Here is a 13781-nt window from a genome sequence, read left to right on the forward strand (position 1 = left end):
CTCCACGCCGATGATAGTGCGGATTCCCGTGTGAAAGTAGGTAATCGTCAGGCTCCCTAAGCCAGAAACCCCCGCCCGATCAGGCGGGGGTTTTTGCATTTGTGGGGCGGAAAAGGGCGCAACACACGATGACGGAAAGTTGCGCGCCGTGACAGTCGTTGACGGTGGTTGATAAATAGCCAGAGCGCTATCCGAAGCCACGAAGGGCACACTGAGATCCCCCGAACCTCTACAACCAACAAGGGCCGCATGAAGCGGCCCTTGTTGGTTATGCAAACGGATCTGGTCGATCCTCGTCATAGTACGGCTGCTCTCGCAGCGCTAGCTGGCTGTAGTCAGGCGAAATCGTGATTTTCCGCGTGACGTGGTTGATGTCGAGGTAGACCCGCTCGCCCGGTTCGAATCCAAATATCTTGCAGTGCAGATCGATGATGCGCATCCACGGCAGGTACGGCCAGCCCGGCTGAGGAAGGTCCGGCTCGCTGCGGAGGACCTCCGCAAACGTCTCGGTCATGTCGACCGGTTTGCGCTTCTTGGGACGTGATTTACTATTGGCGTTAGCCATTTCCGACTCCTCGAGTGAGTTGGTTGTGGTCAGCGGGTCGTATGGGTGGCAGCCCATGCGGCCCGCGCTTTTACTGCTCTGATCTCTTCAGCTTTCCATCGAATTCACGATTTCTAGCGCGGCCATCTCTTCTATCGGCACGATTCGGACAGTTTAGTTCGTGGCGTATCTCATAAATCGATTTACTTGTCGGATAGCTAAACGGCCGATACGTAAAGAAGACATGCATCGGACGTAGAGAGATTTTCGTACCTGTCCAATGGCTTCCCGACGAAGTAGATGTTATGACTTCGCATACCTAATAAAATAAGGCGAAGCATCATGATACGGTTCTATCTCAAGAAGGGAGACCGCTCGACAAACGGTGGAGTCGTCCTCGAGGGCATGTGCGTATTTCGGCGAACGTGACCGCCGATTTCGGGAACGTGACCGATTCGGCGGGATTGGGCGTTGCGCGGTGTCGATTGTAGATTCCTTGTCAGTTCTGGTCGAGTTCGGGCTCCAGGAGGTTGGGTTTGGGGGATGTCTTTCTGAGCGATTCGCCGGTGAGCGTGATCCGGTGATGACGCTGCATGAGGCGGTCGAGCATCGCATCGGCGATGGTCTCGTCACCGATCCAGCCATGCCAGTGCTCAATTGGCAACTGGCTGGTCACGATGGTGGCTTTGCCCGCCGCGCGGTCGTCGATCATCTCGAGCAGATCGTTTCGAACCATCGCGTCGAGGGGAGCCATTCCCCAATCGTCCAGCAGGAGAACATCAACGCGGGCGACCTGCAGCAGCCATTTGGTGAAGCCGCCGTTGCCGTGCAGCACGCGCAGTTCCTCGCCTGGTCCCCCAGTGTGACCGGGTCGCGCGTTCCGTCCTCATCGTCAAATCTCGTGCTGCCGATAAGCTTGCCGATTGCTTTTTTCAGCGAGAGGTTCAGGCGTTCAATGAAGGGCTTTTCTTGCCCAGCCCGGCCCCGGCAATATCTGGTCTCCGTTCCGAGTTTCTCGAGGTTATCGATACGCGCCGATTTGTTTTCTGGACCGTTGTCGAAAACCAGGAGGCCGGGTGTCCCGCAGATGTTCATGTCGTGGTCGACCCCCAGCTCTTTGAGCTGCTTCAGCTTGAGCGGTGCCATGTACATTTCGATGCATGCGAGCGCCTCGCGTTCGGTCGGTGACCCAACAACCAGGCGCCAGCCAAGTGGGTAGCTCGTCGCGCAATCAATGGCATGTATCAGCCAGAGGTCGCTGGTAACCCCATCTTCCGTTTCGACATAGAACGGCAGATGCACGGCATCCTGTTCTACGCGCTGGAACGGCAGGTCAGCGATGATGCGCTTCGCTGCGATGGATTTGCCCGCAATCGCGTCCTCAGGAAGCATCCGGTCGTGCTCAGGGTCGGCCGACAGATAGCGCTGAATGGTCTTCTGGATAAACCTGAGACTGATTGGGCGCGCGACTTTCGGGTGAAGCTCGCCATGCACCCGCATATTGACTTCGTTCAAAACGTCCACAAGCGTCAAACGCGAATGTGGGACCAGGTAGAGGTCCTCGGCAACCACACAAATTGTGTTGATGACTTCGATGGGGTGCCGCAACGACCGGTTTCCCTGATTCGCCTTACCTCGTAGCATCGGTTCGCCAGCCAGGTCGCGTTCGCGATACCGGTACATCGTTGCCTGCCCGGGCAGCGGGCGTGAGTTCTGTGAGGCGTTCTTCTGATACTCATCAGCCATCAAGTGGTAGGCGTTCCGGAAGCTAACGCCGCGCTGTTTCTGAATCTCCTTGATTCTCCCCATGATTTTGCGGGCGAACTGATTATGTTCATGCAGCTCAGCATCATCAGGTTGCGCGGCAAGGCTGTAACGCGGCTTGCCGGCGCGCAGCACAGTTATCTTCCCGCGATAAATTTCGTCATGAATTTCCGCGATTGGGATGTACCGGTCCTGTCTTTCTGTGGAATCGAAGACCTTGATGCATCCGCCGTGCGGATGCGGGTCGAGCACTTCCTTGTAGGCATCGTGATTTCCCGGCGGGGCGAGCCGGTCCCGCAGGCGTAGCGTGGGAATCATCCGGTCACCCCCAGTGCGTTTTCCATTTCTTCGAGGAGGTACAGGTGAGAGAGGTCACCGTATGCCAGGCCGACCTCTAACGTTGAACAGATGATGTGATGCGCGATGTCCCCCGAGATTACGCCGCCAACCAAGAGGACGGGAATCAGGCCAGGCAGGAGATGAAGGTCTGCACACAGCGCGCCGACCGATATGGGGCCGCTTTCACAGCGGGACGTCACGCGTGCAACGAGTTCATCGGTCAGCCAGGCATCGAGCCGGTGAATGGCCTGCTTCAGCACACCGGGGGTCATCCGCAGCGGGTGCCTGCCGTTTTGGGGCACGACAACGCTGCGTAGCGGATAGCCATTTGCCGCCAGAAGCGGGCGCGCCCGCGCGATTTTGTCCCAATAGACGTCGTCGCCTTCATTGCCCTCGCCCTTGACCTCAATGGCGTGATGCAAGCCATCCGTCCAGTCGACGCTGAAGTCCGGGGTGTAGAACTTTGGGCCAGGAATATCACGATGCTTGTGCCAGGCTTGCCGAGCGGCGTCTCGCGTGAAAAGCATGCGCTGGTCAATCAGGTCGACGGTGAACGGCTGCGGCTGGAACGCTTTGACACGAGGGTCGATGATGAGCAGATGCGCAACCAGCCGCTCGGCATTGAGCTCGACCTTGAAGTGCCCGCCCGCCTTCTCACTGAACGAGCTGTTGCGCGACTTGCCGTATGTCGGTGAGGTTTCGCGAATGCCGCTGTTCGCGGAATTCAGACGTCCGCGGCGACCGTAGGTGTAAGCGATGCGGCTCATCGCGCACCTCCCGCCGTCAGATGCAGCCTGGTCAAGAAAATGCGATGGGCGGTGATGCGCGAAGCCATGCCGACCCGTCCGAGCCGGTCTGACGATGTGGCGAGGTGATGTCGGTCGTACACAATGCAGTTCAACGAGTGATTAACTGCAGGGCTTACGGCGGGAATTCTATGGAATTTAGCGCCTGATTGGGCGACGTTACGCGCCGAATGACTGGGAACGACCGGTACGACGAGCGCCCTTTCTGCGAAAATATTTTTCGCGTTACATCGTTGTAACGTGAGCGTTACACGGCGTCGAAAATCGGATTTTCGGAGCGCGACACGGCGCGTACGAAGAGCGGGAAATGTATTGCAGGCAGTCGATACAGGGCATCCACCCTTGGCGGGCCAGTGGCTGTGGCGGACTGGTCGATAGCCGATGTCCTGACCCGATTCCCGAGTGCGGCCCCTGGCTGCCCGTTGCTGCCCGCCGCAAACGCCACCAACATCCGTCGAAACGGCGAGTGCAGAAGCGCGATGTTTCGCGCCGCACCGACTGACACCCCGCCGAACCCTCCAGAAGATGACCTGTCCCATCGCCCGCTCCTGCGTCGTACCCTCTCATAAATAGGGCTCGACCGCGTAAGCGGGTAAACTGCGAAGACTGGTTCATTCTCAAAACTGCGCGCCAGCATTGCGTTGACGCCGGTTTACCTTAGGCAACGTCGGGGGGATTTTCAAGCTGGAAGAATGATGCGTACGAGATACTTCGCCCCATGCTGCCCCATGCATCGGAACTCGCCCCTGATGCCCGCACCGTAGGTAAAATCCGTCCGACGTGACTCACTTGCGATTTAAGCGATAGTCGATATACACATACCTGCCGCATCCCTACGGAAACCATGAACCATCAGGCGCTTTCCTCCTTTATCTGGTCGGTTGCCGACCTGCTTCGCGGTGATTACAAGCAGTCTGAATACGGCAAGGTCATCCTGCCGCTCACCATACTGCGTCGCCTCGACTGCGTGCTCGATGCCACGAAGACAAAGGTGCTGTCCGAACTTGTCACCATCAACAAAACCGGTCTGAACCCTGACCCTTTCCTGCGCAGGATTACCGGGCAGGCGGTGTACAACACCTCGCCACTGGACCTGGTGAAACTGCTCGGCGACCAGGACAACATCAGGAAGAACCTGTACGACTACGTCGCGGCGTTCTCGCCCGATGCGAAGGACATCTTCGAACGCTTCGACTTTCACACGCAAATTGAGCGGCTGGCCAAGGCGGACCTGCTGTATCTCGTAGTCGAGAAGTTCGCGAACATCGACCTGCATCCCGAGGCTGTCGACAACACGCAGATGGGACTGGTCTTCGAGGAGCTCATCCGCAAGTTCGCGGAAATCTCGAACGAGACCGCCGGTGAGCACTTCACGCCGCGTGAAGTGATTCGCCTGATGGTGAACCTGCTGTTCATCGAAGACGACGAGGTGCTGCAGCCCGGCAATGCGGTCGTGCGCACCATCTACGACCCGACGGCAGGTACGGGGGGCATGCTGTCCGTTGCAGGCGAGTTCCTGCTTGAACACAACCCCGCTGCCCGTCTCAACATGTTCGGTCAGGAGCTCAACGACGAGTCCTTCGCCATCTGCAAGGCAGACATGCTCATCAAAGGGCAGGACGTTGGCAATATCGTGGCCGGCAATACGCTGTCCGACGATGGTCATGTGGCGCGCAAGTTCGACTACATGCTGTCGAATCCACCGTTCGGCGTCGAGTGGAAGAAGGTCGAAAAGGCCGTGCGGAAGGAGCATGAGGACAAGGGCTTTGACGGCCGCTTCGGCCCAGGCCTGCCGCGGGTCTCGGATGGCTCGATGCTATTCCTTCTGCACCTCATCTCAAAGATGCGACCGGCCGTCGATGGCGGCTGCCGCTTTGGCATCGTGCTGAACGGCTCGCCGTTGTTCACCGGCGGTGCTGGCTCGGGCGAGAGTGAAATCCGCCGCTATGCGCTGGAAAACGACCTGGTCGAAGCCATCGTCGGCTTGCCGACCGACATGTTCTACAACACGGGCATTGCCACTTACGTGTGGATTCTGTCGAACAAGAAACCGACCGCACGTAAAGGCAAGGTACAGCTCATCGACGCTTCAAGCTTCTGGCAGAAGATGCGCAAGTCGCTTGGCAGCAAGCGAAAGGAGATGTCGGACGAGCAAATTGCGGGCGTGACGCGCTTGTTCGGCGGCTTTCTGGAAGCACAGCTCGTGACCGTGTTCGATGCCGGTGGCAAGGAAGTCGCTCGTCATATTGTGCCCGCGGGTGAGCAGGTTCCGGAGGTCAAGGCTGGCGAGACGGTTAAGCTCGCACCGATTTCGCGCATTTTCCGGAACGAGGATTTCGGGTACACGACCATCACGGTCGAGCGGCCGCAGCGTGATGAAAACGGCGAGATTGTGCTTGGCGTGAAGGGCAAACAGAAAGGCAAGCCGCAGGCAGATAGCGCGTTGCGCGATACCGAGAACGTGCCTCTATCAGAGGACATCGCCGCGTACTTTGAGCGGGAAGTGCTGCCGCATGCGCCAGATGCGTGGATTGACGAGGAAAAGAGCAAGGTAGGGTACGAGATTCCGTTCAACCGGCACTTCTATGTGTTTGAGCCGCCGCGCGACCTGCACACCATTGATGAAGAGCTGAAGGCTGTTTCTGCCAACATTATGAAGATGCTCGAGGAGTTGGCGGAATGAGCTTGGCCCAGTACACCACATATAAGCATAGCAAAGTGTCCTGGTTGGGTGATGTGCCCAGCCACTGGCGAGTTATTGCGCTTAAGCGCGTTGTTCAGACGCCAATTACTGATGGCCCTCACGAAACGCCTGAGTTTCTTGATGCGGGAGTGCCATTCGTTTCTGCGGAGGCAGTATCGGGCGGGTACATTAATTTCCAAAAGATTCGTGGCTATATTTCTGAGGAGGACAATCAGCGCTATTCCAGCAAATACCGACCTCAACTCCATGACATCTATTTGGTGAAATCGGGCGCAACAACTGGAACCACTGCGATTGTCGATAGCCATACCAATTTCAACATCTGGTCACCGCTTGCCGTCATTCGTTGTGCCCGAGAGCTCGCAAATCCTTTTTTTGTCTTGAATTTCCTGCGTTCAAGAAATTTTCAAGAAGCTATCGCTCTTAATTGGAGTTTTGGAACGCAGCAGAACATTGGAATGGGTGTGTTGGGCGACCTACCGGTGGCAGTTCCGCCTTTATCTGAGCAAAATACTATCGCAACGTTTCTCGACTGCGAAATCAACAAGATTGATACCTTGATTGCCGAGCAGGAGAAACTTCTCGAGCTGCTTGCTGAAAAGCGCCAGGCAACGATTTCGCATGCAGTTACACGCGGGCTCAATCCAGATGTGCCGATGAAGGATTCTGGCGTGGAATGGTTGGGGATGGTGCCGAAGCACTGGAAAGTGGTTCCGCTCAAATACTTAGTAACATTGAGAAGCGGTGGCACGCCGAGTAAAGATAATCTCGATTATTGGGATGGCGACGTTCCTTGGGCGTCAGCAAAGGACCTTAAAGTTGAGAAACTAGCAGACACCGCAGACCATATCACTGAATACGCAGTGAAAACTGGTGCGGCAGCGCTTGTTCCTGCGGGGGTTATATTAGTTGTTGTGAGAGGCATGATATTGGCCCGTACGTTTCCAGTGGTAGAAACCTTGACGACTATGGCCATTAACCAAGACCTCAAGGCCATCATTCCTCGCAAGGGTTTATTCGCTCCGTTCCTCGCTTGGTTATTGCGGGGTTCAGAAGACGAATCGCTGCAGCGGCTGGATGAAGCTGGGCACGGGACAAAGGCCTTACGCATGGATGCATGGACTTCGATGCAGTTGCCAATTCCGCCGCTTGATGAGCAAGCCGACATCGCAAAGTTCGTTGAGCAAGAAATCACGAGGTTAGACGGCCTCAAAGCAGAAGCTGCACGAGCCATCGACCTGCTCACGGAGCGCCGCAGCGCCCTGATTTCCGCAGCCGTCACCGGCAAAATCGACGTCCGCGAGTACCCTTCTGCATTGGCAGAAGCAGCCTGAAACAGACAAGAACGAAGCAGCCCCGGGGATAGCATGAGCGACCTGCACCAGGAACATCATTTCGAGACGGCCATCAGTGAACATCTGGCGCAGCACGGTTGGCTGTACGAGCAAGGTGATGCAGCACCGAATTACGACCGGACCAGCGCGCTCTATCTTCCCGACCTGCTCGCATGGATTGAAACCACCCAACCGGATGCCTGGCAGACTTTGGCCAAGAACCATGGCTCGACGCTGGCCACGGTGCTGGCCGAGCGCATCCGCAAGAACATGAATGAGCGCGGCACGCTCGATGTGCTGCGCCGTGGTGTCGAGATGCTTGGCCTGAAGCAGCCGCTTTCGCTCATCCAGTTCAAGCCTGCACTCGGCCTGAATCCGGAAATCCAGAAGCTTTACGCCGCCAACAGACTGCGCGTCATTCGGCAGGTGCGTCACTCGCTGAACAATCCGCACGACGCCATCGACCTCGTGCTACTTGCCAACGGCATCCCGGTCGCGACGGTCGAACTGAAATCTGACTTCACTCAAAGCGTCCAAGATGCAGTCGACCAGTACCGTTTCGACCGCAATCCGCATCCGAAGGGTGGTCTCGCTGAGCCTCTTCTCGGATTCCCGGGTGGCGCGCTGGTGCATTTCGCCGTCAGCCAGAGCGAAGTACAGATGACGACGAAGTTGGAAGGCACGAGCACTTACTTTCTGCCATTCAACCGCGGCAACCTGGGCGCGGCCGGGAATGTGCCGAATCCGAATGGCTACGCAACGGCCTACCTGTGGGAAGAAGTCTGGGCTCGCGAGAGCTGGCTCGAAATCCTGGGCCGCTATCTCATCGTCAAGCGCGATGACAAGAAGCAGCCGAAGAGCGTCATCTTCCCTCGCTATCACCAACTCGACGCCACCCGAAAGCTGGTCGCCGACGTTCTGCAGAGCGGTCCCGGCCAGCGCTACCTGATTCAACACTCGGCTGGCTCCGGCAAAACGAACTCGATTGCGTGGACCGCGCACTTTCTTGCTGACCTGCACGATGTTGCGAACAGCAAACTGTTCGACAGCGTGCTCGTCGTATCGGACCGCACGGTACTCGACGCCCAGTTGCAGGAAGCGATTTTCGATTTCTCGCGCACGACCGGCGTTGTCGAAACCATCACCAACGAGAACGGCAGCAAGAGCGCGCTGCTCTCGCAAGCTCTGAAGGGCGGCAAGAAAATCATCGTTTGCACCATCCAGACGTTCCCGTTTGCACTGCAGGCTGTGCAGTCGTTGGCCGCCACCGAAGGTAAGCGCTTCGCCGTGATTGCCGACGAGGCGCATAGCTCGCAGACGGGCGAGGCCGCCGCCAAGCTCAAGCAGCTCCTGTCCGCCGAGGAATGGGCCGACCTGCAGGACGGTGGTGAAGTCGATACCGAAGCCCTGCTCGCGGCACAGATGGCCGGGCGCACGGGCAGCGCGGGCCTAACCTATGTTGCGTTCACCGCGACGCCCAAACAGAAGACGCTGGAGCTGTTCGGCCGTCCAAACTCCAATGGTCTGCCCGAACCATTCCATGTGTACAGCATGCGTCAGGCCATCGAGGAAGGCTTCATTCTCGACGTGCTGAAGAACTACACGACCTACAAGCTCGCGTTTAAGCTGGCCAACGACGGCAAGGAATACGACGAGAAGGCGGTCGAGCGCAGTGAGGCCATGAAAGGCATCATGCAGTGGGTTCGACTCCATCCGTACAACATCAGCCAGAAGGTCCGGATTATCGTCGAGCACTACCGCGAGAACGTCCAGCCGCTGCTAAGCGGCAAGGCGAAGGCGATGGTCGTGGTCGCGAGCCGGAGGGAAGCGGTCCGCTGGCAGAAGGCCATTCGTGCCTATATCCAGCAACAGAATTATACGCTCGGCGTTCTGGTCGCTTTCTCCGGCGAAATCGATGACCCGGAAAGCTACCAGACGCCGGTCACCGAGACGAGCAAAGACTTGAACCCGGGTCTGAACGGTCGCGATATTCGCGAGGTGTTCGCGAAGCCGGAATACCACCTCCTCCTGGTTGCCAACAAATTCCAGACGGGCTTCGACCAGCCGCTGCTGTGCGGTATGTACGTCGACAAGATGCTCGGCGGCATCCAGGCGGTGCAGACGCTGTCGCGCCTGAATCGCGCGCATTCCGGTAAGGACACCACGTACATCCTCGATTTCGTCAACGACGCCGACGAAATCCTGAAGGCGTTCAAGACCTACTACGAGACAGCCGAGCTGGAAGCGAAAACCGACCCGCATCTGGTCTATGACCTGCGCGCCAAGCTCGATGCCAGTGGGCATTACGACGATTTCGAAGTGGACCGGGTAGCGAAAGTCGAACTAAACCCACAGGGCACCCAGCAGCAGCTCAGTGCCGCGATTGCACCCGTGGCCCAACGTCTGTTGACGAAATACAAGGCGGCCCAGCAAGCTCATGCGACCGCGATTGAGCAGAAGCATGCTGGTGCCGAACAGGCAGCCAAGGACGCGCTCGATGCGCTGGTGCTGTTTAAGAGCGACATGGGCGCATTCGTTCGCCTGTATGCCTTCCTGTCGCAGATTTTCGATTACGGCAATACGGACATCGAGAAGCGCTTCCTCTTCTACAAGCGTCTGATTCCCCTGCTGGAATTCGGGCGTGAGCGCGATACCGTTGACCTTTCGAAAGTGGTGCTGACCCACCATAACCTGCGCAATACGGGCAAGCGCGCGCTTGACCTGAAGCAAGGTGAAACTCCGAAGCTCCCGGCGATGGACGAGGTTGGCACTGGAGCTGTCCAAGATAAGGACAAGGTCCTGCTCGACGAGATTATCCAGAAGGTGAACGGGCTATTCGAGGGCGAGCTGACCGACGACGACCAGCTTGTTTACGTTAACGGCGTCATCAAGGGCAAGCTGCTCGAGAACGAGATGTTGGTCCAGCAGGCCGCGAGCAACAGCAAGGAGCAGTTCTCGAATTCGCCGGACCTGGTGAAGGCCATCACGGACGCTATCATCGATGCGTTCGACGCACATACCAAGATGAGCACCCAGGCGCTCGGTTCGCAACGGATTCAGGACGGTATCAAGGATGTTCTGCTCGGGCCCGCGCAGTTGTATGAGGCGCTGCGCGAACGACACACCGGCCCACGTGGCGCAGGACTGTAGTCGAGACCCGAAGGTAGATGAGTGGTCGCAGCGTCCTTCGCGGGAAGGCTGCCGAATTCGCCACCGTTACAGTAATATCTTTCGAAGCTTTCGTGGGCTCGAGAAAGGTGACCGTATCTGCTTCGATGACGGCCTATAAGCGCGCAACCGCAAATAGGCGAAGCCCTATGCTTTTTATCCGGGGAACACAAAATGAGAAAGGAAGACCTGCTACGCATGGTCGCGGAGAGCGGGTATAACGTCGGCTTTGGCGCGAAGCTGCATTTTGCGACATTGGACATCGTCGAAAAGGCGCCTGGCTGGGTCAACGTCATCGGTTTCGTGGTCGGGGTGTACAGCCTCATCTTTCCGGCGCTCGCCCTTGCGGGAATCTCCGCCACACTTGTCATCGCCTCGTCACTGACGCTCTACATCAACTTCTACAACTCCGACAAAGAGAAATACGACAAGGCGGGCGCAGCGCTGACGCGCGCCTATCACGCGCTTCGACAGCTCTACGCCGAGGTCAAAGCGCAGCCTGACAGTGCGGATATGAGCGCATTCGCGAAAAGGCGAATGGACATCGTAGAAGAAGCGTCAGGGGTGTCCCTTAGCAAGCAGATTTTTCTCGCCCCGTGGTACGCCCATATGAAGTTTTTTTGGGAGCATCAGGTTGGCTGGGTCAACAATGAGCTGCAACTCAGCTTCTGGCGGGACAAAGTCCCGCTTAGCGCGTGGGTGACCTTGTTCTTGCTGGTCGGATTCAGCATCGCCATCTACCTCCATCCCGGTCTTCTGACCGTCCTTTTCAATTCGCCGCCCTGTAAGTCATGAGCTCCGCCCTGTTCCAGCAATTCCGGAAAAACATTTCCGTCGGCAACGCGTCTGACATCTCGACGTCTTACCAGAGCATCACGACGCGTTTGAACAAGGACTTTTACGAGTCCGATTCCAATAACGCACATTGCCTGCAAGTCGGCTCGTATGGCCGACACACGGCCATTCACGGCATCAGCGACCTCGATATGCTCTTTGAGTTGCCGTGGAACCTGTATGAGCGCTATCGCCAACGCGAAAACAATGGCCCCTCCCAACTGTTGCAGGCCGTGCGCGACTCTCTAAAGACGCGCTACCCAAGCACAGAAATAAAGGGGGACGGCCAGGTGGTCGTCGTTCAGTTCCAAAAATTCAAGGTTGAAGTCTTGCCCGCGTTCTATCGCAAGGATACGAACGACTACCTTCATCCTGACACCAATAATGGGGGAAGCTGGAAGGTCACGTACCCACAGCAAGAAATGGACGCGATGCGCGAGATGAACGAGCGCACGAATCGCAATTTCCGCCATGCTTGCAAGATGCTCCGGTCGTGGAAGAATGAGCACGGTGCGCCAATGAGCGGCATTCTCATTGACACGCTCTGCTACCGGTTCTTCGAAGGCTGTAAGGACTTCGACGAGAAGTCTTATGGCGCGTACCCAGAGCTCGTCGCAGCGCTCTTTACCTATCTCGAGGGCCTGGAGCAAAAGGACTATTGGCGCGCACCAGGAAGCCAGGCGCATATCGCGAGCAAGGGCAATTTCCATCGGAAGGCTAAGAAGGCGGCGCAAACCTGCACCCAAGCGCGCGATGAGAAAGACGAGAGAAAGCGGGCAAAGCTCTGGCGTGAGGTGTTCGGCCGTGATTTCCCGCTCGAGGTCCAAGTCGTCAGGACCGCAGCCACCGAGAGCCTCTCCTTCACGCGGGACTATGGAGACGCAGCCGAGGAGTTTATCGAGGACAAGTATCCCGTAGACATCCGGAGGAAGCTCGAAATCGACTGTGCTTACGCCGGCACCACCAACAGCGGGCGCCTCCGAGCACTCGCCGAGGTTTTTCCGTGGCTCAAGCACGGAATGTCATTACGGTTCCACATTGCAGAGTGCGACGTCCAGCAACCCTATGAGGTGATGTGGAAAGTGCGAAACGTCGGTGACGAAGCCGTCCGCCGGAACCAGATTCGAGGCCAAATCGTTCGTGACGAGGGCCGCCGCGAACGCAAGGAGACCGCGAACTTCCACGGGCCTCACTTTGTAGAGTGTTTCGTGATAAAGAACGGCGTCTGCGTCGCCCGCGACCGGATTGACGTGCCCATCGAATAGGTTGGCCGGCAAGACCGGCGCGCGACTGCAGAGAGCGCGCGCTTTCCTGATACTGTGTCTTGTGAAAGCCAATGTATGGCCGACGCCTAGCGTGGAATTCAATGAGGCCTAGCGCGGATTGCTTCCAAGGCGAAATAACAATCGAGAGAAGAAGGGAAGAAATGGGCGAAGGAGAGTGGTTTTCTCAGTTTTGTGGTGCGCTTCGTATCAACGCTGAAAAACGCGGTTCCATTAGTTACCGGACCGGCCGTATTGTTGGTCAGTTGAACTATGACCTTCGGGACAAGCTGGACTCGAATTCCGCCTATCGGTTTTACGTCGGCTCGTACGGTCGCAGTACAGCTATCCCAAGTGTTAGCGATGTCGACCTGCTCTACGAACTCCCGTATGCGCTCTACCAGCGGTTCCATGGGCATGCCGGGAATGGCCAGTCGGCGCTGCTTGCGCTTGTCAAAAACTCAATCCGGAACACCTATAGAGTCTCCGATATGGCAGGCGATGGCCAGGTTGTGGTCATCAATTTTGACGATGGCGTGCGGTTTGAGGTTTTGCCTGCGTTCGTGAATACCGACGGGAGCTACACGTTTGCAGACTCAAACGGCGGCGGCGCATGGCGCGTCTGCAAGCCGAAACACGAGATGAATGCGTTCTCTACCCGGAACGCAGCCTGCAACGAGAATCTGGTCGAGCTGAGCCGAATGGCGCGAGCATGGCGCGACACAAACAACGTTTCGATGAGCGGGATGCTAATCGACACGCTTGCTTATCAGTTTATTGCCAACTGGGCGCATCGCGACAAGTCGTACCTCTACTACGATTACCTGACTCGCGATTTCTTCAACTACCTCGCGAACTTAGAAGCATCGCAGACGTATTGGCTTGCGCCTGGCAGCGGTTCATATGTGTACCGAAGCGATGTATTTCAGTTCAAGGCTCGCTCTGCAGAGCTTAGAAGCTCTAACACAATGAGTTTTGCAGCTGTCGCCAGCAGATGATGCAAGCGGCGATTTTCATGAACGCCTC

The 13781-nt window shown here is 57.1% G+C and carries 8 protein-coding genes and 2 pseudogenes; 6 read left to right on the forward strand and 4 right to left on the reverse strand.

Going from position 1 to position 13781, the window contains the following annotated elements; genetic code table 11:
* Positions 1–268: 268 nt before the first annotated feature.
* The 4 genes and pseudogenes from BST28156_RS33670 to BST28156_RS33680 form a co-directional block, all read right to left on the reverse strand.
* Positions 269–565, reverse strand: a complete 297-nt coding sequence (locus BST28156_RS33670) for a hypothetical protein (RefSeq protein ID WP_060334305.1) — start codon at positions 563–565, stop codon at positions 269–271.
* A gap of 478 nt (positions 566–1043) precedes the next feature.
* Positions 1044–1394, reverse strand: a pseudogene (locus BST28156_RS33675) (ATP-binding protein); the annotation flags it as partial.
* An 83-nt stretch (positions 1395–1477) separates the two neighbouring features.
* Positions 1478–2626: pseudogene (locus tag BST28156_RS35270) on the reverse strand (TnsB C-terminal domain-containing protein); the annotation flags it as partial.
* Complete coding sequence (locus BST28156_RS33680) at positions 2623–3414, reverse strand: hypothetical protein (RefSeq protein ID WP_174904494.1); 792 nt, start codon at positions 3412–3414, stop codon at positions 2623–2625. The pseudogene BST28156_RS35270 and the gene BST28156_RS33680, both read right to left, overlap by 4 nt.
* 883 nt (positions 3415–4297) lie before the next feature.
* Here BST28156_RS33680 and BST28156_RS33685 point away from each other — a divergent pair.
* The 6 genes from BST28156_RS33685 (at position 4298) to BST28156_RS33710 (ending at position 13753) form a co-directional block, all read left to right on the forward strand.
* Entirely contained in the window at positions 4298–6136 is a 1839-nt protein-coding gene (locus BST28156_RS33685) for a type I restriction-modification system subunit M (RefSeq protein ID WP_174904495.1), read from the forward strand.
* Positions 6133–7491, forward strand: a complete 1359-nt coding sequence (locus tag BST28156_RS33690) for a restriction endonuclease subunit S (protein WP_174904496.1) — start codon at positions 6133–6135, stop codon at positions 7489–7491. The genes BST28156_RS33685 and BST28156_RS33690 overlap by 4 nt, the downstream gene beginning before the upstream one ends.
* A 33-nt stretch (positions 7492–7524) precedes the next feature.
* A complete protein-coding gene (locus BST28156_RS33695) occupies positions 7525–10641 on the forward strand; it encodes a type I restriction endonuclease subunit R (RefSeq protein ID WP_174904497.1) in 3117 nt (1038 codons plus the stop codon).
* A gap of 192 nt (positions 10642–10833) precedes the next feature.
* Complete coding sequence (locus BST28156_RS33700; RefSeq protein WP_174904498.1) at positions 10834–11454, forward strand: SLATT domain-containing protein; 621 nt, start codon at positions 10834–10836, stop codon at positions 11452–11454.
* Positions 11451–12758 carry an SMODS domain-containing nucleotidyltransferase gene (locus BST28156_RS33705; RefSeq protein WP_174904499.1) on the forward strand — a complete coding sequence of 436 codons (1308 nt, stop codon included), beginning with the start codon at positions 11451–11453 and terminating at the stop codon, positions 12756–12758. The genes BST28156_RS33700 and BST28156_RS33705 overlap by 4 nt, the downstream gene beginning before the upstream one ends.
* A 161-nt stretch (positions 12759–12919) precedes the next feature.
* On the forward strand, positions 12920–13753 hold the full coding sequence (locus BST28156_RS33710) for an SMODS domain-containing nucleotidyltransferase (protein WP_174904500.1): 834 nt from the start codon (positions 12920–12922) through the stop codon (positions 13751–13753).
* Positions 13754–13781: the final 28 nt, after the last annotated feature.

It is taken from the genome of Burkholderia pseudomultivorans (assembly GCF_902499075.1).
Taxonomy (GTDB): domain Bacteria; phylum Pseudomonadota; class Gammaproteobacteria; order Burkholderiales; family Burkholderiaceae; genus Burkholderia; species Burkholderia pseudomultivorans.